Origin of the sequence: Nonomuraea gerenzanensis, from assembly GCF_020215645.1 — a bacterium.
Classification (GTDB): Bacteria; Actinomycetota; Actinomycetes; order Streptosporangiales; family Streptosporangiaceae; genus Nonomuraea; species Nonomuraea gerenzanensis.
In genome coordinates this window covers 10469619-10488575 of record NZ_CP084058.1, presented here as the reverse complement: position 1 = coordinate 10488575, position 18957 = coordinate 10469619, and the positions used below count along the sequence as shown (strand labels likewise).

The following is an 18957-nucleotide window of genomic DNA, read 5'->3' as shown; positions in this document are numbered from 1 at the left end:
AGAGGTTGTCCCGGTCGCCCCGCCTCCTGACGGCTAGTCCTCGGGGTGCAGGACGCGGTGCAGGAACGTGCGGGTGCGCTCCTGCTGCGGGTCGCCGATGACCTGCGCCGGAACGCCGTCCTCGACGACCACGCCACCGTCCATGAACACCACCCGGTCGGCCACCTGCCGCGCGAAGCCCATCTCGTGGGTGACCACGAGCATGGTCATGCCCTCCTCCGCCAGCTTGCGCATGACGGTGAGCACGTCGCCGACCAGCTCGGGGTCGAGCGCCGAGGTGGGCTCGTCGAAGAGCATCAGGCTGGGGTTCATGGCCAGGGCCCTGGCGATCGCGACCCGCTGCTGCTGGCCGCCCGAGAGCTGGCCGGGCAGCGAGTCGCACTTGGCGCCGACGCCGACCTTGTCGAGGTTGTCGCGGGCGACGATCTCCGCCTCCCGCTTGCCGCGCTTCAGCACCCGCTGCTGAGCGATCATGACGTTCTGCAGCGCCGTCATGTGCGGGAACAGGTTGAACGACTGGAAGACCATGCCGATGCGGCGGCGTACGGCGTCGATGTCCACGTCGGGGTCGGTGACCTCGACACCTTCCACGAACACCTTGCCCCTGGTGGGCGTCTCCAGCAGGTTCACGCAGCGCAGCAGCGTGGACTTGCCCGAGCCCGACGGGCCGATGACGCAGACCACCTGGCCCGGGTCCACGGTCATGTCGATGCCCTTGAGCACCTCGTTCTTGCCGAAGTGCTTGTGCAGGTCGCGCAGCTCGATGGCGTGCGTGGTCATCGCGTCCTCCCCTTGCGCCCCTCCAGCCGGGACGCGAGGTAACCCAGCGGGATGGTGACGATCAGGTACGTCACGCCGGCGACCATGATGGGCGTGGCGTTGGCGTACTGGGAGGCCAGGTCGTTGCCGAACTTGGCCAGCTCGACGTACTCGCCGGACACGCCCAGGAACAGCACCAGCGACGAGTCCTTGAGCAGCGCCACGAACTGGTTGGTGGTCGGCGGGATGACCATGCGGATGGCCTGCGGGATCACCACGGTGATCTGGGCGCGGGTGGCCGACATGCCGAGCGACCTGGCCGCCTCCGTCTGTCCCTTGGGCACGGCCTGCAGGCCCGCCCTGAAGATCTCCGCCTGGTAGGCGGCGCCGACCAGGCCGAGCCCGAGAATGCCCTGTCCGTACGTGCCGCCGGGCACCTCGAAGCCCGGCAGCGCCAGCGGCAGGAACACGATCAGCAGGAAGATCAGCAGCGCGGGCAGCCCGCGGAAGATCTCGATGTAGATGATCGAGATCCAGCGGTACGGCCGGACCTGCGAGAGCCGCATGAGCGCCAGCACCAGGCCCAGCACGAACGCGAAGACGAACCCGCCCACCGTGTAGATGATCGTGTTGCGCAGCGCGATGGTGAACAGCTCGGGCAGCGCCTCCTTCGCCACGTCGACCTTGGCGAAGTTCTGCGCGAGGCTGGGCCAGTCGGCGTACAGTACGACGGCGACGAGCGCGGCGGCCAGTACGACGTACTGGATGCCCCGGCTGATCCGCTGCTTCTTCCGAGGGCTGAGCCTGGCACGCCCAGGCTCAGCCGTCTTCGGCTGGTCGGCCATCCGTCAGCCCAGCTCGCCAGGCTTCTTGCCGAACCACTTCACGTAGATCTTCTCGTAGGTGCCGTCCTGCTTGGCCGCGGCGATCTCCTCGTTGATCGTCTTCAGCAGCGTCGGGTCGGCGCCCTTCTTCAGGCCGATGCCGTACTGCTCACCGGTGTCGAGGCTGCCGATCATCTCGAACTTGGCCGCGATGTCGGGCTTCTTCAGCCAGGTGAGCACGACGGGCAGGTCCTGGACGATCACGTCGGCCTGGCCGGCCTGCAGGGCCAGCAGCTCCTTGGCGGAGTCGGCGTACTCGGTGGGGTCGAAGCCCTGCTTCTTGACGTAGTCGAGGCCGGTGGTGCTGGCCTGCGCGCCCAGCTTGAGTCCCTTGGTCTTGACGTCCTCCAGCGAGGTGGCGCCGGTGCCCTTCTTGGCCAGCAGGGCCTGCGTGGCGTCGAAGTAGGGCTCGGAGAAGTCGATGTTCTGCTTGCGCTCGTCGGTGATCGTCATGCCCGCGGCGGCGACGTCGCACTTGCCCGCCGCCATGGCCGCGCCGCTCTTGATCACGGCGAAGTCGATGTCCACGATGTTCTGGGTCAGGCCCAGCTTCTTCGCGGCGAGGTCGACGATGTCCACGTCGAACCCGACGATCTTCCCGCTGTCGTCCTTGAACTGGAAGGGTTCGTACGGGATGTTCGTGCAGACCGTGAGCTTGCCGGGCTGCACCACCTTGACACCCGCGGCCGCGCCCGAGGACGCGGTGGCGCTGGTGGTGCCGGAGCCCGTGTCACTGCCGCACGCGGTCAGCGTGAGAGCAGCCGTCAAAGCGAGCGCGCCGGCGGCGTACCCACGGCGGCCCAGGGGTCTGAGGGCCATGTACGGCCTCCTCGATGTGAAATGCCATGAAACTTGCGTTTTGTGCAGTTTAGATGGGGTTTTGCCGCGCTCCGTCATTCGGCGTTTAACGATGCGTCAACAGAACGGCGTCATCACCGACACCGAACAGCATCTCAGCATGTGGCACTATGGACAGACGGGTGACCCCCGAACCCCCTCACCAGACGACCGGCGAGGGGATCCTGGCAGCTACCGAAGCCAGCCCGCTCGCGCTCGTCCGCCGAAGGTTTCTTCCGCTACCAATGACTACAGGGGTCGCTGTGGCTGCCACGCCCGCTTCTGCATCCGTCGAGACGTCCGACCTCGATCCGGCCTTCGCCCTGCACAGGGGAGGCAAGATCGAGATCCGCTCCACCGTTCCCGTCCGCGACGCCGACGACCTGGCGCTCGCGTACACGCCCGGCGTCGCCCGGGTCTGCACCGCCATCGCCGACCAGCCCGCGCTGGCCGACGACTACACCTGGGTCTCCAACGTCGTCGCCGTCGTCTCCGACGGCACCGCCGTGCTCGGCCTCGGCGACATCGGCCCGTCCGCCGCCATGCCCGTCATGGAGGGCAAGGCCCTGCTGTTCAAGGAGTTCGCCGGCGTCGACGCCGTGCCCATCTGCCTCGACTGCACCGACGTCGACGGGCTCGTCGAGACCGTGGTGCGCCTGGCGCCCTCGTTCGGCGGCATCAACCTCGAGGACATCAGCGCCCCCCGCTGCTTCGAGGTCGAGGACCGGCTGCGCGACCTGCTCGACATCCCGGTCTTCCACGACGACCAGCACGGCACCGCGATCGTCGCGCTGGCAGCCCTGCAGAACGCGGCCCGCCTGACCGGCCGGTCGCTGGGCGACCTGCGTGCCGTGGTGGCCGGCGCGGGCGCGTCCGGGGTCGCCGTCACCCGCATCCTGCTGGAGGCGGGCATCGGCGACATCGCGGTCTCCGACTCCAAGGGCATGATCTACGAGGGGAGAGAGGGCCTCAACCCGGTCAAGCAGGCGCTGGCCCGCGACACCAACCGGGCGGGCCACACCGGCTCCACGGAGGAGGCCCTGGCGGGCGCCGACCTGTTCCTGGGGCTGTCCGGGTCCACCGTGTCGGAGCAGGCGATCGCGTCCATGGCGGCCGACGCCATCGTCTTCGCCCTGTCCAACCCGACGCCGGAGGTGCACCCCGACGTGGCCGCCAGGCACGCCAAGGTCGTGGCCACCGGGCGCTCCGACTTCCCCAACCAGATCAACAACGTGCTGGCCTTCCCCGGGGTGTTCCGCGGCGCCCTCGACGTGCGGGCCACCGCGATCACCGAGAACATGAAGGTGGCCGCCGCCAACGCGCTCGCCGGGGTGGTCGGTGACGATCTCTCGGCCACGTACATCATCCCGAGCCCCTTCGACGAGCGCGTCGCGCCCGCCGTGACGGCCGCCGTGGCCGCCCAGGCGCGGGCGGACGGGGTCGCGCGCCGCTAGTGGTCCGCAGGGCGGGCGCGGTGCCTTTCCGGCCCGCGCTCACCCATTTCCGCCGTCCTGAGGCAGGTCGCTCCGCCTTTCGGGTTACGCGGGCGTTTCGCGGGTAGTTGAGATCCCCGTCCAGGAGCCAGGGTCCGCCTGATCATGCGCAGAACGGGCCCGGGGTGTGGGATGGAGTTCGGGTGACCTTTGGGAACTGCCATAAATCCTTTACGCAAGGTGCTATAACAGTAGCTCTCTGTAATGATGTGGGCGCCGACTCCTGTGACGAGGAGAGCGATGGAACGCGAGCCGAATCGACTGCTGCAGCAGCTCATCGCAGAGGCGGGGTTTTCCCACAAGGGATTGGCCAGGCGCCTCAACGATCTGGGAGCCGCACGTGGCACGCCGGGACTGAAGTACGACCACAGCTCCGTCCTGCGATGGATCGGAGGTCAGCGGCCGCGCGATCCCGTGCCGTGCCTGCTCACCGAGATCTTCGCGCTCCGGCTCGGCAGGCCCGTCTCGTCAGAGGACCTGGGCATGCCGGCTGTCATCACACCCCTCGATCTCGGACAGGAGTTCACGCACACCTGGCAGGAGGGGGTCGCGACCGTGACGGCGCTGTGGCGGGCCGATGTGGAGAGACGGAGGTTCCTGATCGACTCGACGTTCGCGATAGGAGCAGGCTCTGTTGGAGCCGTACGCTGGCTGACATCGCCCTCTGAGGGGCGCCCGAGCGGCACAGGGACGCGGCGGGTGGGCCGCGCCGACATCGCCGCCATCCACGAGGTCACCCGCTCGTTCGGTGAGCTCGACAACCGCTTCGGCAGCGGACGCGTCCGGTCGTCCGTGGTCAAGTACCTCGACACCGCCGTCTCCCCCCTCCTCAAGGACGGCTCGTACGGCGAGTCCACCGGCAGGCAGCTCGCCGCGGCAGCCTCCGAGCTGACCCGCCTGGCCGGCTGGATGGCCTACGACATGGAACAGCACGGCCTAGCCCAGCGCTACCTGATCCAGGCCCTGCGCCTGGCCAGGGGCGCCGACGACCAGACGCTGGGCGGCGAGATCCTGGCCGGCATGGCGCACCAGGCCATCTACATGGGCCAGCCGGCCCACGCCCTCGACCTCGCCAGAGCCGCCCAGATGGCGGCCCGTACGGCGGGGGTCAAGACACTCCTGGCCTCCGCGCACGTCCTGGAGGCCCACGCGCACGCCGGCCTGGGCGACGCCCGCTCCTGCGGCCACTCCCTGCACGAGGCCGAGTGCGCCTTCGACGCCCGCAACCCCGCCGAAGAGCCCAAGTGGCTCAGCTACTTCGACGAGGCCTACCTGTCGGCCAAGTTCGCCCACTGCTTCCGCGACCTCGGGGAGGGGGAGCGGGTGGTGCGGCAGGCGCGGCGCTCGCTCGACATGGACTCCCGGTACGTGCGGGGGCGCATGTTCAACCTGTCGCTGCTGGCCGCTGGGCTGCTGCAGTGCGGGGAGCTGGAGGAGGCGTGCTCGGTGGCGGGGAGCGCGTTGACGTTGGCGGCTGAGCTTCAGTCGGTGCGGTCGCGGTCGTACGCGGCTGATCTGCGGCGGCGGCTGGAGCCTTACAAGCATGAGCGGTCGGTGGCGGCGTTGCGGGAGCGGACGCGTGAGCTGACCGCTGTGTGAGACCGTGGCGGCGTTGCGGGGGCGGACGCGTGAGCTGACCGCCGTGTGAGCACCGGTGATGGGCCCGGTCCTGCCGGGCCCATCGCGGGTTACTTCAGCAGCTCGCCGTTGGGGCCGACGATCTTCTTCGTCTCGGCGTAGTTCGCCTTGTTGTAGACGTCGGCGGTCTCGCCGTCGAAGATGGCCGAGCTGATCGTGTCCACCCTGTCGTTGCCGTCGTTGTCGGCGAACAGGCTGGTGACACCGTTGACGTAGCCGGTGCGCTTGCTGTTGTTGTACTTCATGAGCCAGGGGCCGCCGTCGGCGCCGAAGGTCATGGAGCACTTGAGCGTCTGGTGGGTCTCGACCTTGAAGGTGTTGACCTGGACGCTCTTGGTACCGGTCTTGCCGATGCACCACTTGGGGGTGACACCGGTGAAGGGGCGGTCACCGTCGGGGTGGGGGGCGCTGGGGTAGCCGAAGACGGTCACCTGCTGGCCGAGGGGCTGGTTCCAGGCGAAGCCCTGGCCGCCTACGACGTCGCCGAGGCGGCCCATGTCCTTGGCGATGCCGATGTAGTAGTGGTCACGGAAGTAGCGGACCGTCTTGCCCGCCTTCACCCACTGCTTGACGTAGTAGCGGGTCTCGAACCACGAGGTCTCGATGCCGTTGGCGTCCTTGGTGACCTCGATCTTGCCGAGGAACTTGCCGTCGCCCTTCTCAGCCGCGAGCTTCTTGTACTCCTCCTGGCTGATGGGATTCGGGCCGGCCTTCTCGTACTGCTCGCCGTTGACGTCGGCGGCGGTGTCCTTCGGCGCCTTGTTGTACTCGGACTCGGTGACCTCGACCTTGGTCAGGATCTTCTCGCCGGAGTAGTTGTGCGCGACCTTCTCGGGCGTGACGTCGAAGTCCTTCGACCAGTACGGCCCCGCGGGCCCGTACTTCTCGAAGCCGGCGTCGTACTCGTCCTTCTTGATCTCTTCGTGCTTGACCCACTTGTCACCGGCCCAAGCGTGGAACTCGCTCTTGACGACCTCCTTCTGACCCGCCAGCGCGAAGCCGTTGTGCACCGCGACGAAGGCGTAGTCGCCGTCGTAGTCGTCGTAGGTGTCGAGGTCGTAGGCGGTGAAGGCGTAGGCGCCCACGTAGACGCCCCACGGAGCCTTGCCCTGGTAGTAGCCGGGCACGAAGATCCACTTGCGGTAGACCTCGTCCTTGCCGTTCTCGAACACGCAGTGCCCGGCGGTGGCGACCAGATTGCGGTTCCTGGACTGGATGGACGTGGCCGAGCACCAGCGGTAGTGGCCCGCCTTGTCGATGAAGAAGACCTTGCCGATGGTCTTGGGCAGATTCACGTTCTTGCTGGCGGTGGCCTTGCCGGTGGTGGTGGGGGCGGTCATGCCCGGCTTGCCGTCAGTGGCGCCCTTGCCGGCCGAGGTGACGAGCTTGGGGACGTCCTTGGAGTCGAGGTTGTACTGGGTCGCTTTGCGAAGGGCGGCTCCGTTGGCGTCGAGCCAGAAAGCCGCGGCACCGTAGGCGTCGGCAGGCTTGGGCTGCAGGTCGTCCTGCGCCCAGTGCGGGGCAGCGGTGGCCGGGGAGGCGAGTACGGCGGCGCTCAGGCCGGCGGCGGCGAGGGGGATGAGCAGGCGCTTCAAAGGGAGGCTCCACAGTATGTCAAAAAGGGTGTCAAGACCCTATCGACCCTTAGGTCACTCTGGTAAGGGCAATCGCCAGATTTCTCACCAGAAAGGCCAAAGGGCCCGGCTGGATGCCGAGCCCTTTGGTTACTGCTCTTGAACGTCGAACAAGTCGCCGTTCACGATCAGTCAGGTACTTACTTGACGAGCTTGCCGGACCACACGGCCGCAGCGGCCTTGTAGATCGCAGCGGTCTCACCGTCGAAGTACGCCGAGGTGATCGTGTCGTAGCGGTTGTTCTTGTCGGTGTCGGCGATGAGGCTGGTGACACCGTTGACGTAGCCGAGGCGCTTGGCGTTGCTGTACTTGTACAGCCACGGGCCACCGTCGTAACCGGCGGTGACGGTGCACTTCAGCGACTGCTGCTCCTCAACCTTCTTGGAGGGGATCAGCAGGGCGTTCTTGGCGGTCTTGCCGTAGCACCACTTCGGCGTCACACCGGTGAACGGCTTGTTGCCGTCCAGGTGCGGGCCGTAGGGGTAGCCGAAGGTGCGGACGTACTTGCCGGAGGGCTGGTTCCAGGCGAAGCCCTGCCCACCGACGTTGTCACCGAGACGGCCGACGCTCTTGATGGCGTGCTCGACGACGAAGTAGTCCTCGACCCAGTACTTCACCTGAGCGGTGGACTTGATCCACTTCTTGACGTAGTACTGCGTCTTGAACCAAGCGGTCTCGGTGCCGTTGGCGTCCTTGACCACGCGCAGGGAGCCGAGGAACTTGCCGTCCCCCTTCTCGTCCACGAGCTTCTTGTACTCTTCCTGCGAGACCGGAACCTCGTTGGAGAGACGCTCGAACTTCTGCCCGTTGTCCAGGCCGGACGTGGCGTTCTTGTAGACCGACTCGGTCACCTCGACGCCAACCAGCTTGATGCCGTTGACGCCAGTGGCGATGTAGTCCTCGATCTTCTGCGCAGCGTCGGCCGGCTTGGCAACCGACTCGACCTTGGGGTCAGCAGCGGCCGACTTGTACGGACCAGCCTCGCCGTACTTCTCGTAGCCCGCGGCGAACTCCGCAGCGGTGATCGGGGTCTCCTTGACGTAACCCTTGCCACCCTTGGCGACGTGCGCCCGGTACTCGCTGGGGGTGACCTTGGTCTCCTTGTTCAGGACACCGCCGATGCCGTCGTACACGGTGACGAACGCGTAGTCGCGGTCGAAGTCCTCGTACACGTCGAAGTCGTAGTGGGTGAAGGCCTGCTTACCCACGTAGACGCCCCAAGGAGCCTTGCCCTGGTAGTAGCCCGGAACGAAGACCCAGCGGGACACGACCTCGTCGTTGCCGGCGATGTCGTAGACGCAGTGACCGGCCGTGGCGACCAGGTTGCGGTACTGCGACTGGATCGAGGTGCCGGAGCACCAGTACAGCTTGCCGTCACGGCCCTCGAAGAAAACCTTACCGATGGTCTTCGGCAGGTTCACGTTCTGAACCTTGACGGTGGTCTTCTTCTCCTCGCCGATGGGCGCGGTCGAGCCCGGCTTGGTGTCCGCGCTGTAACCGCCACCGCTCTTGATCTGAGAGACCTCGAGGGCGTCGGGGTTGAAGGCCACGGCGTTCTTCAGGGCCGCGTTGTTGGACGCGGTCCAGAACTCCAGGGTCTCGATGGCCTTCGCCTCAGCGGCGAGGACGTCCGAGGCGACGGTGTCGTCGGCCTGGGCGGTGGTGGCCAGACCAGCGGCCAGCAGACCAGTGGCCAGAATGGCGCCACCGGCCGGAAGGAGGATGCGCTTCAAGGTAACTCCTTGCGCTGTCGTGGAACGCCTCTTGCGTCCCATGCGTCAGTAAAGGGATAGCCAGGAACATACAGTGTCGATCTTGAAGTCCGGTAGCCGCTTTGAGAGGAAAAGATGGGACAAGCCGGTCGTGATCGTTCTGTGATGTTTAAGTGGCTGATGCGCAGGAGCTGAGGAAAGCCGACCTCCGTGCCGTTTGCCCTGATCAACATAAGGAAGTTGTCAGTGTGGCTCTCGGGGCTGAGGCGTCCTCTCGGTTCCGTCTGCCGATAGGGTGTGACGCAGATCACATCTGATTGATGGCACCGTCTGAGCGTCCCATGCGTCCAAAAGCCTTCACATTCGGGGCGGAACGCAGAAGGGCCCGGCAGGATGCCGGGCCCTTCGCTTGTAGCGGTTAACGAACAGGCTATGCCCGGTCGCTATCCGTTACTTCAGACAATCTTGCCGGACCACGAGGCCGCGGCGGCCTTGTAGACGGTGTTGGTCTCGCCGTCGAAGTACGGCGACGAGATGTAGTCCACGCGGCCGTTGCTGTCCTGGTCGTTGAAGGTGCTGGTGACACCGTTCACGTAGCCGAGACGCTTGGCGTTGCTGTACTTGTACAGCCACGGGCCACCGTCGGCGCCCTCGGTCATGGCGCACTTGAGGGCGACGTGCTCCTCGATCTTCTTGGCAGCCGAACCGACCAGCTTCTTCGTGGTGTTGCCGTAGCACCACTTCGGAGTCACGCCGGTGTAGTTCTTGTTGCCGTCGGGGTGAGGAGCGGCCGGGTAGCCGAACACGCGAACAGCCTTGCCGGTCGGCTGGTTCCAGGCGAAGCCCTGGCCACCGACGTTGTCGCCGAGGCGACCCGCGTCCTTGCCGGCGATGTCGACGACGTAGTAGTCCTCGACCCAGTACTTCATCTGAACGGTGGTCTTGACCCACTTCTTGATGAAGAACTGCTGCTTGAACCAAGCGATCTCGTTCTTGTTGGCGTCAAGCTGGGCGCGGACCTCGCCCATGAACTTGCCGTCGCCCTTGGCGGCCTTCAGCTCGTCGTACTGCTCCTTGCTGATGGGCACCTCGGTGCTCAGACGCTCGAACCTCGCGCCGTTGTCGAAGCCCGTACCAGCCGCGTTGTACTGCGACTTGTAGACCTCCGCACCAGTGAGCTGGACACCCTTGGTGGGGCCCTCGCCCTTGATGTAGTCGTCGACGTTCGACGCGGTCACGTCGGCAGGCTTCGCGACCGTCTCGACCTTGGGGTCGGCGACCTTCGACTTGAAGGGACCCGCCTCGCCGTACTTGTCGTAGCCGGCCTCGAACTCTTCCTTCGTGATCGTCGTTTCCTTGACGTAGCCGACGCCGCCCTTGGCGACGTGCGACTTGTACTCGCTCGGCGTGACCTTGGTGGTCTTGCCGGAGATGGAAACGCCGTTGTAGACGGTCACGAACGCGTAGTCGCGGTCGTAGTCCTCGTAGACGTCGAAGTCGTAGTGGGTGAAGGCCTGCTTACCCACGTAGATGCCCCAGGGGGACTTGCCCTGGTAGTAACCGGGGACGAAGACCCACTTGGACATGACGTCCGTGTTGGCAGCCGTGTCGTACACGCAGTGACCGGCCGTGGCGACCAGGTTGCGGTACTGCGACTGGATCGAAGTGGCGGAGCACCACTTCTTCTCGCCCTTGCTGTTGACGAAGAACACCTTGCCGATGGTCTTCGGCATGTTGACGTTCTGGACCTTGGAGGTCGTCTTCTTCTCTTCGCCGGTCGGAGCGGTCGAGCCCGGCTTGGTGTCCGAGCTGTACCCGCCCTTGCTCTGCAGCTTGGCGACGTCAGCCTTGTCCCAGACGTTCGACTCGGTAGCGGCCTTGAGGGCAGCACCGTTGTTCTCCGCCCAGAACTGGGCGATGGCCTTGGCGTTGGCCGCGCTCGTCGCCATCGCGTCCTTGGCGACGGTGTCGTCGGCCTGAGCGGTACCGGCCAGACCAGCGGCCAGAAGACCGGTGGCCAGGAGGGCGCCACCGGCGGGGATGAGGATGCGCTTCAAGGGAACTGCTCCTTGCTCTGTCGTGGGTCGCAACTTGCGTCCCATGCGTCAGTAAAGGGATAGCAAGGAACATAGCGTGGTGATCTCCGCAGGTGAAACCCGCTTTGGGTGATCCGGAAGGCACCCTTGTCGCCGTTACCTTTCCGTGACTTGTCAGAGACATTCGCGCGTCGTGATCGTCGCGTGATGTTTTTGCTGGGTATGTAGGGGAAGTTGCTGCTGGGACGAAAGTGCCGTTAGCGGGCGAGCACTGTGAGTAGTCGGGTAAACGTGACTCAGATCACAGGAACCAGATGGGAACCAACTCCGTCTAACTTCGCCCGTTTCTCACAGGAGATCTTCAGGTTCGGCCTCAGAGCGTTCAGAATCCCGGTCTCATCGGGCTTCTGGCGCACGAGAAAGGCCCGCCGACATGTCGTCGGCGGGCTGTGGAGAGGTGGAGTTCGGGTCAGTGGTTCTTCGGCTTGACCGTGTGCCCCAGCAGGGCCTGGAGGCTGGCCAGGACCGCTGAGTCCTTGAGCGGGGAGGGGTCGGGGGGTGAGCCGGGGGAGCCCAGGGGGTGGCTGCGGATGGGGTCCAGGGCGGCCGGGCCGGCTCGGCGGGGGGTGGGGTCGGCGGTGTGGAGGGCCAGGGCGAGGCGTTGCCAGGTGCCGTCCGCGAGCCAGGCGCGATGGCGTTTGTAGATGGTGACCCAGCAGCCGTACCGGTCGGGCAGGTATCGCCAGCGGACGCCGGTGCGGGCCTGGTAGAGCAGGCCGTTGAGCACGGTGCGGTCGTCGGTCGTCCGGTTGCTGTGGAGGCCGGTCTGGGGGAGGAGGGTGGCCACCCGTTCCCACTCGGCGTCCGTCAGATCATCGCGACGCATGCGCCCATCGTGACAAGGCAAACACGGTCTGTCAGTTGAACCAAGAAAGATCTTCGTGAGCCACCTGGTCAGAAAACAAGGCGAGGGCCTCGGCACCCGAGGCCCTCGCCTTTCCCCTGGTAGGGCTTACTTGTACAGCTCGCCGTTCGGGCCCACGATCTTGCCGGACCACACGTTCTTGGCCGCGTTGTAGACAGCGGCGGTCTCACCGTCGAAGTACGGCGAGGTGATGTAGTCGATCCGGTCGTTGGCGTCCTGGTCGGCGAAGGTGCTGGTGACACCGTTCACGTAACCGAGGCGCTTGGCGTTGCTGTAGTTCAGGAGCCACGGGCCGCCGTCGTAGCCCGGGGTCACGGCGCACTTGAGGCCGATGTGCTCCTCGATCTTGAGCCAGGAGGCTCCGACCGTCTTGGCGGTGGTGCTGCCGTAGCAGTGCTTCGGCGTCACGCCGCTGTACGGCTTGTTGCCGTCGGGGTGAGGGGCGGCCGGGTAGCCGAAGGCGCGCACGGGCTTGCCGGTGGGCTGGTTCCAGGCGAAGCCCTGGCCGCCGACGTTGTCGCCGAGGCGGCCCGCGTCCTTGGACAGCAGGATGTAGTAGCGGCCGCCCCAGGAGCGCTTCGGGCCGGTGAAGCGCTCGAAGTCCCTGCGGTCCACCTGCTTGACGCCGTTCGAGGTGATGCCGTTGTAGACGGTGACGAACGCGTAGTCGCGGTCGTAGTCCTCGTAGGTGTCGAAGTCGTAGTGGGTGAAGGCCTGCTTGCCGACGTAGATGCCCCACGGAGCCTTGCCCTGGTAGTAGCCGGGGACGAAGACCCACTTGTCCATCGTGGGGCTGTTGCTGTCGGTGTCGTAGACGCAGTGGCCGGCCGTGGCGACCAGGTTGCGGTAGTTCGACTGGATGGCGGTGCCCGAGCACCAGCGGAACTTGCCGGAGCCGTCGACGAAGAACACCTTGCCGACGGTCTTGGGCAGGTTGATGTTCTGGGCGCTGCCGGTCGACTTCGACTCGCCGGTCGGGGCCGTCATGCCGGGACGGCCGTCGGGGTCGGCGCCGCCCTTGGAGACGACCTTCCGCACCTCGTTGGAGTCCCACGTGTACTGGGTCGCGGACCGGAGCGCGGCACCGTTGGAGGCCAGCCAGAAGGAGGCGACGGAGACGGCGGCGGAGTTGTTGCGGGCCATGGGGTCGTGGGCGACGTCGCCGTCGGCCTGCGCGGTGCCGGACAGGCCGCTCGCGAGCAGGCCGGTGGCCAGGAGGGCTCCGCCGGCGGGAAGAAGGATTCGCTTCAAGGTAACTCCAGGTTGCGCTGACATGAGGCGCGTTGTGCACCTTCAAACTCAGCAAACGGACAGCCCGGAACTTACAGCTTTGACTCTGATCGTGTGTATTACCGGTAGATCCTGTCAGCGTTCCAAAGCGCGCTGTGACCTTACCGAGACCTGGAAGCCCCTGATCACTTCCAGTGATCGAATGGTTGCTATGACTTAGGTCACATTTGGCAGGGTGGTGAGCCCGGCGGCGCGTCGGTACACCTCACCGGTGGTGGTGTCGAAGTAGGGCGCCGACACCGAGTCGTAGCGGCCCTTGGCGTCCCTGTTCCAGGTCAGGCTGTTGACGCCGGCCAGGCTGCCGAGCCTGCGGGTGTCGTCGTAGCCGATCACCCAGGGGCCGCCGCTGGCGCCCGGGCTGAAGTCGCACGGCGTCAGCTCGACGCCCTTCTGCAGGTCCCGGCCGGGGGCGACGGTGTAGCGAGTGCTGCCGGGCCGGCACTTCAGCAGGGTCTTGCCGTCGAACGGGTGCGTCCCGTCGGGCTGCTGGCCCGCCGGGTAGCCGAACGCTGTGACGGTGTACGTGCCGGGCTTCTTGTTGAGCTCCAGGCCGAGCCCGCCCACGTTGTCCTGGAGGCGGCCGATGTCCTGCATGACGTACGCGCCGTCCTTGGCGGCCCAGGTGAAGCCGCGGTGCACGGTGACGAACGCGTAGTCGAAGTCGTAGTCGCCCTTGCCCGACCAGTCCTCGTGCAGGCTGATCGAGGCGCCGACGTAGATGCCGTCGGGAGCGCTCCCGTTGGGGCCCGGGTTCGGGACGAAGATCCAGTAGTCGGCGGGCTTGGCCGTGCGCGAGTCGTAGGCGCAGTGCCCGGCGGTGGCCACCACGCTGCGGTTCTTGGCCGCGACCGCGCTGGCGGAGCACCAGTACTCCTTGTCCCCGAAACGGAAGAAGACCTTGCCCATGGTGTTGGCGGCGGTGCCCTTGCGGGGCAGCGCGGGGGCGACGCCGGCCGCGGCGGTCGTGCGCTTGACGGCTGCGACGGGCGCGGCGGGGCCCGCGGCGGCGCCCGACGAGGTCGTCGAGGCGGCGGCGCCGGAGCCGGGCGTGGCGGGGGTGGACAGATCGGTCTTCTGCAGGCGCTCGGGCTTCCAGTAGTCGGCGACCCGCTTGACCTCCGCGATGGTCTTGGCCAGCGGGACGGCGTACACCTTGCTGTCGACCGCGGCGGCGGAGGCTGCGTGGGCGATCCCCGTGAAGGCAGGCACGATCAGCAGCGCGCTGCTGAGGGCAGCGGCCACGAAGTGCCTGGCTCGGGGGATCATGAAATGCCTTTCTTGGGGTCGTAAGGGTGGATTTTTCCAGATGTACAGACGGTATTGCAGCTTGGATAGAGATTCGTTACCTGATCAAGAGTGCATCGTGAACCATAAGGATGCCGTCAGCCGAACGCGGCAGAAGCGTGTAAATGATCATTAGTCGGTCACGTTTCCGCAGGTCAGACGCGTATCTGTGGAGGATCTGTGTACAGGGAATTCGCGTGCATTCGCGGCCGCATTCGTTCGTTCCAGTGGTGTACGCCACGTCGGCGCGCACCCTCGCATTCCGTCCAGGGGATGGCCCCGGCTCCCCTGGGAGCCGAGGCCGGGGGTGCTGCCGATCACCGCCAGTTGCCGGTCCAGCGGTTGGCGGCGGCCTTGTAGACCTTGTAGGTGTCGGTGTTGAAGTACGGCGAGGAGATGTGGTCGTAGCGGTCGTTGCCGTCCGTGTCCCACGCGACGCTGTTGACGCCGACCAGGTAGCCGGTGCGCGACGCGCTCTTGTAGTTGTAGATGAACGGCCCGCCGCTCGCGCCGGCGGTGAAGGAGCACTTGAAGCCGATGTGCTCCTGCAGGTTGTACTTCTTGGCCTCGGGCATCGCCTTGGTCTTGCCGTAGCAGTACTTCATCGTGCGGCCGGTGTACGGCTTGTCGCCGTCGGGGTGCTCACCGGCGGGGTAGCCGAACGAGAACACGTTCAGCTTGGTGCTCCGGTTCCAGGTGAAGCCCTGGCCGCCGACGTTGTCGCCGAGGCGGCCGACGTTCTTGACGGTCCACTTCCAGCGGTTGTCGACCTTCTCCCAGTTGACCTTGATGCCGTTGAAGACGTTGACGAACGCGTAGTCGTAGTCGTAGTCCTCCTTCACGACGAAGTCGTCGTGCGCGTTGAACGTCTTGGCGGCGTAGATGCCGTAGGGAGCCTTGCCGTTCCAGACCTTGTCGCCGTCCCAGTAGGACGGGATGAAGATCCAGTTGTCGTAGAAGGTGTTCTTCTTGGTGTCGTACACGCAGTGGGCGGAGGTCGCCACGAGGTTGCGGTACTTGCTCTGCACGGAGCTGGCCGAGCAGTAGCGCCAGTTCCGCGGGTCGCGGGGGTCGGCCTTGGGCAGCGTGAAGAAGACGCGGCCGACCGTGTTCGGCAGGTTGACGTGCTTGCTCTTCTTGGCCGTGGTCTTCTCGGCACCGATCGGCGGGACCGAGCCGGCCGGCCCGTCGGGGGCGTCGTTGCTGCCCTTGACACCCTTGGTGGACAGGGCGAGGCCGTCATTGTGGTCGGTGGCCAGCTTGACGCGGTCCGGCGTCCAGAACTGGACGGCCTGTTCCGCCGGGGTGGCCGAGTTCTTGGAGACGACGTCCGAGGGTGCGGTCGTCGCGGTCGCCGCGGATCCGCTGACCATTCCCGCCGCCAGCCCGATGGCCACGAGGCCGGCGAGGGGGATCGCGATGCGCCTTGCTCGGGAATACATGGAGCTCCTCTCAGCTTTCGGCGGCCCAGAGCGGGGTACTGCGCCCCGGTGGGCCAGGAAAACGATCGGAACGTTAATGAACGGCTCGATCCGGCGGCCAGGAAACGACGTGAAAAAGCATGGTCCGGTTCCATTCCGTTATAGAGATAGCAAAATCGCATGTATTCTGAATTGGCATCTTCCCAGGTCAGCGTACGGGTTGAATTTCTCTTGTCACAGCGGTAACGCCAATTATCAAACGCCACTCCTTATCAACCGAGCGATGTTCTGGTTGACTTGTGACATGGACCCTCGCACCCCCTGTCTCATCGGTCTCGCACAACGCACGATTCGCGAGCAGCCCGGGCCCGAGCCGCTCGACCTCTGGGAGTCCGTGGCGCGGGAGGCCGCCAGCGACGCGCGGCTGCCCGTCGGACGGCTCGACTCGATCCAGCTCGTCTGGACCGACTCCTGGCAGTACGACGCGCCCGTCGGCCGCCTGGCAGAGCGCCTCGGCGCCACGCCGCGCCACCAGGTCTACTCCAAGGTCGGCGGTACGGCTCCGCAGCTGCTCATCGGTGCCGCGGCGGCCTCGATCGCGGCGGGCGAGCTGGACTGCGCCCTGGTCGCCGGGGCCGAGGCGCTCGCCACGCGCAGGGCGCACCGGAAGGCGGGCGAGCACGTGCCGTGGAGCCACGCCGCCGATCCCAAGCCCCCGTACGGATGGGAGCGGCCGCCGCACCCGTCGGCGCTCGCGCACGGGCTGTTCCTGCCGGTGCACACCTATCCGATCATGGAGACCGCGCGGCGGGCGGCGGCCGGGCTCACGATCGAGGAGGAGATGCGCGAGCGGGCCCGCATCATGGCGCCGATGACCGAGGTCGCCGCCGCGAACCCGTACGCCTGGCGCCGCACCGCCCGCACCCCCGACGAGCTCGGCGACCGCTTCGTCGGCTGGCCCTACACCAGGGACACGGTGGCCGTGCTGGAGGTGGACCAGGCCGCCGCCGTCATCCTGGCCAGCTCGGAGCTGGCCGACCGGCTGGGGGTGCCACCGGACCGGCGGGTGTACCTGCGCGGGTGGGCGTACGCGGAGGACACCTGGGAGGTGGCGACGCGGCCCGCGCTCGGCTCCTCGCCCGCCATCGCCCAGGCCGCCGAGGCCGCCTTCGAGCGGGCGGGGCTGGGGCTGGAGGAGATGCACGCGCTGGACCTCTACAGCTGCTTCGCGATCGCGCTGCGGCAGGCGTGCGACGCGATCGGGCTCGACCCGCTGGACCCGCGCGGGCTGACCGTGACCGGCGGGCTGCCGTACGCGGGCGGGCCGGCCAGCGACTACGTGCTGCACTCGACGGCGACGATGGCGGGGCTGCTGCGGGCGCAGTCGGGGCACGGGCTGGTGACCGGGGTGGGGATGCATCTGACGAAGCACACGTACGCGGTGTGGTCGAGCGAGCCAGGGGGGCGGCTGGGGGATGCGGGGCCGGTGCATGTGGGCAAGGAGGTCGCGCTCTTGAGCTCGTACGAAGGGGTGGGGGTGGTGGCGGGGTACACGGTGGCGCACGGGCGGGACGGTGTGGCCGAGAAGGGGTTCCTGGTCGTGGATGTGCCGGGGGGCCGGGCTTATGCGGTGGTGGAGGAGCCGGGGTTGCTGGTGGAGGCGAAGGGGCGGGAACTGGTGGGGGAGGAGGTGCGGGTGTCCAGTGATGGCAAGCTCAATGTGGCCGTCTGGTGACGTAAAGTGGGTGCAAAGCCTGTGATCGGATGACTACTCTCCGGCGTTGACATTTTATGCCACACGCGGACGGTTCTCAGCGTCGAGGCCATCCATGAGGATCCGCCTTCCATGGAGCGCATCCTCACCTTCGCCGACCAGGTGCGCAACCAGCCGCACGCCATCGTCGTCACCCGGGGGAGCGTCACTGGGAGATCTTCACCCGACTGTGCCGGGAGACGAACGCGCGAAGAAAGCTCATCCCCGACGCTCACCTCGCCGCACTCGCCATCGAGCACGGTTGTGAATTCGTGACCTGCGACAAGGACTTCGCCAGGTTCCAGGGCTTGCGCTGGCGGTCGCCGCTCAATTGAACTGAGACGTAAGGGCGCAAGCCGGCACTACTCGGCTAGGAACGTCGTGGCTGACCAGTTCGACGTCATCGAGGCAGGCGAGCGCGGCCGTCGCCGGTGGGTCGGGCTGGTGGTGGTTCTGGCGCTCCTGCTGATCCCCGTTGTCGGCCTGCTCGCCAGCCGGGAGCCCGAGCCAGGGCCGGAGACGGCTGTCGCGAGCCGGACGCCCGGGGCCATCAGGTCGCTGACGACGCTCGACAGCGCGCCCAACATGCTGACCGTGCCTGCCAGGAAGAAGGGCGGCGACGAGGTCATCCAGGTGGTGTTCCCGGACGGGGCGCGGGCCGAGGTGCGGTATCCGGCTGAGCTGGGGCTTGCCGAGATGGGGTCGCGGCCGTTCAGGGCGGGGTGGGTGGACGGCATGTTCCGGCAGTTCGTCGCGCCTTACGGGGGTGAGGTCGAGATCACGCGTGGGGGGCGGCCGCTCAGGAGCTACGGGCCGAACGTGACGCTCTGGCCGCGGCAGGCCGGTAGCGGGCTGTACGGGCAGGTGCTGTTGTTCGCTTTCGGGCCGTGGCGGGTGGCCATGTATGACCGGGGGCAGGGGCTGACGTTCGAGCAGCGGACTGCGCTGGCTGGGGATCTCAGGGGGCGGGTGACCAAGGAGGGGTATCTCGTTCTGACGGGGCGGGGTGGGGTGCGGCTCGCGGAGGCGGGGGAGTACGCGCAGGGGGAGCCGATCGGGCCGCAGTTGTGGTTCGGGGGTGGGGTGGGGGGAGATGGTTGCGTTGGTGCCGACGCCGGATTGTGAGAAGCAGGCCAGGATGCCGGGGACGATCGAGGGGCGGGGGCGGCGGGGCGAGATGGTCTGTCGGGGGGATGTGCTGGTGGCTGCTACTGGGCCGGCGTCGTTCCGGAGGCAGGCGATGTCTGGGATTCGGGTCACGATGAAGTGAGGGTGCTGCTTGCCGGGGCCT

General features: G+C 66.7%; 14 protein-coding genes and 1 pseudogene. 5 read left to right on the top strand and 10 right to left on the bottom strand.

The annotated features are described in order from the left end of the window. Nucleotides 1-33 precede the first annotated feature (33 nt). The 3 genes from LCN96_RS48775 to LCN96_RS48765 are packed head-to-tail and all read right to left on the bottom strand — an operon-like array spanning nt 34 to nt 2462. Nucleotides 34-780: an amino acid ABC transporter ATP-binding protein gene (locus tag LCN96_RS48775; RefSeq protein WP_225269215.1), complete on the bottom strand. Its 747-nt coding sequence runs from the start codon at nt 778-780 to the stop codon at nt 34-36. Then, nucleotides 777-1604: an amino acid ABC transporter permease gene (locus tag LCN96_RS48770; RefSeq protein WP_225269214.1), complete on the bottom strand. Its 828-nt coding sequence runs from the start codon at nt 1602-1604 to the stop codon at nt 777-779. The genes LCN96_RS48775 and LCN96_RS48770 overlap by 4 nt, the downstream gene beginning before the upstream one ends. Before the next feature lie 3 nt (nt 1605-1607). After that, entirely contained in the window at nt 1608-2462 is an 855-nt protein-coding gene (locus LCN96_RS48765) for an ABC transporter substrate-binding protein (RefSeq protein WP_225269213.1), read from the bottom strand. A gap of 263 nt (nt 2463-2725) precedes the next feature. Between LCN96_RS48765 and LCN96_RS48760 the strand changes: the two genes are divergently transcribed. Together LCN96_RS48760 and LCN96_RS48755 are read left to right on the top strand one after the other, a co-directional pair. Further along, the gene (locus tag LCN96_RS48760; protein WP_225269212.1) at nt 2726-3934 is read left to right on the top strand and encodes an NAD(P)-dependent malic enzyme; all 1209 of its coding nucleotides are present in this window, start codon (nt 2726-2728) and stop codon (nt 3932-3934) included. A 279-nt stretch (nt 3935-4213) separates the two neighbouring features. Beyond that, nucleotides 4214-5572 carry a hypothetical protein gene (locus LCN96_RS48755; protein WP_225269211.1) on the top strand — a complete coding sequence of 453 codons (1359 nt, stop codon included), beginning with the start codon at nt 4214-4216 and terminating at the stop codon, nt 5570-5572. A gap of 89 nt (nt 5573-5661) precedes the next feature. Here the strand turns inward: LCN96_RS48755 and LCN96_RS48750 are convergent, their stop codons facing one another. From LCN96_RS48750 to LCN96_RS48720, 7 genes are all read right to left on the bottom strand, one after another. After that, nucleotides 5662-7206: a trypsin-like serine peptidase gene (locus LCN96_RS48750; RefSeq protein ID WP_225269210.1), complete on the bottom strand. Its 1545-nt coding sequence runs from the start codon at nt 7204-7206 to the stop codon at nt 5662-5664. Nucleotides 7207-7385: 179 nt separating this feature from the next. Further along, entirely contained in the window at nt 7386-8978 is a 1593-nt protein-coding gene (locus tag LCN96_RS48745; RefSeq protein WP_225269209.1) for a trypsin-like serine peptidase, read from the bottom strand. Between the two features lie 434 nt (nt 8979-9412). Further along, entirely contained in the window at nt 9413-11014 is a 1602-nt protein-coding gene (locus LCN96_RS48740; RefSeq protein WP_225269208.1) for a trypsin-like serine peptidase, read from the bottom strand. A gap of 448 nt (nt 11015-11462) precedes the next feature. After that, the gene (locus LCN96_RS48735; RefSeq protein ID WP_225269207.1) at nt 11463-11879 is read right to left on the bottom strand and encodes a transposase; all 417 of its coding nucleotides are present in this window, start codon (nt 11877-11879) and stop codon (nt 11463-11465) included. Nucleotides 11880-12005: 126 nt separating this feature from the next. Next, the gene (locus LCN96_RS48730) at nt 12006-13169 is read right to left on the bottom strand and encodes a trypsin-like serine peptidase (protein WP_225269206.1); all 1164 of its coding nucleotides are present in this window, start codon (nt 13167-13169) and stop codon (nt 12006-12008) included. A 195-nt stretch (nt 13170-13364) separates the two neighbouring features. Continuing rightward, the gene (locus LCN96_RS48725) at nt 13365-14474 is read right to left on the bottom strand and encodes a trypsin-like serine peptidase (protein ID WP_263657404.1); all 1110 of its coding nucleotides are present in this window, start codon (nt 14472-14474) and stop codon (nt 13365-13367) included. 335 nt (nt 14475-14809) lie between these two features. After that, on the bottom strand, nt 14810-15934 hold the full coding sequence (locus tag LCN96_RS48720; protein ID WP_225269205.1) for a trypsin-like serine peptidase: 1125 nt from the start codon (nt 15932-15934) through the stop codon (nt 14810-14812). Between the two features lie 283 nt (nt 15935-16217). Between LCN96_RS48720 and LCN96_RS48715 the strand changes: the two genes are divergently transcribed. The 3 genes and pseudogenes from LCN96_RS48715 (at nt 16218) to LCN96_RS48705 (ending at nt 18791) form a co-directional block, all read left to right on the top strand. Continuing rightward, a complete protein-coding gene (locus tag LCN96_RS48715; RefSeq protein WP_225269204.1) occupies nt 16218-17648 on the top strand; it encodes an acetyl-CoA synthetase in 1431 nt (476 codons plus the stop codon). Nucleotides 17649-17836: 188 nt separating this feature from the next. After that, a pseudogene (locus tag LCN96_RS57570) lies at nt 17837-18001 on the top strand (PIN domain-containing protein); the annotation flags it as partial. 46 nt (nt 18002-18047) lie between these two features. Next, complete coding sequence (locus LCN96_RS48705) at nt 18048-18791, top strand: hypothetical protein (RefSeq protein ID WP_225269203.1); 744 nt, start codon at nt 18048-18050, stop codon at nt 18789-18791. Nucleotides 18792-18957 lie beyond the last annotated feature (166 nt).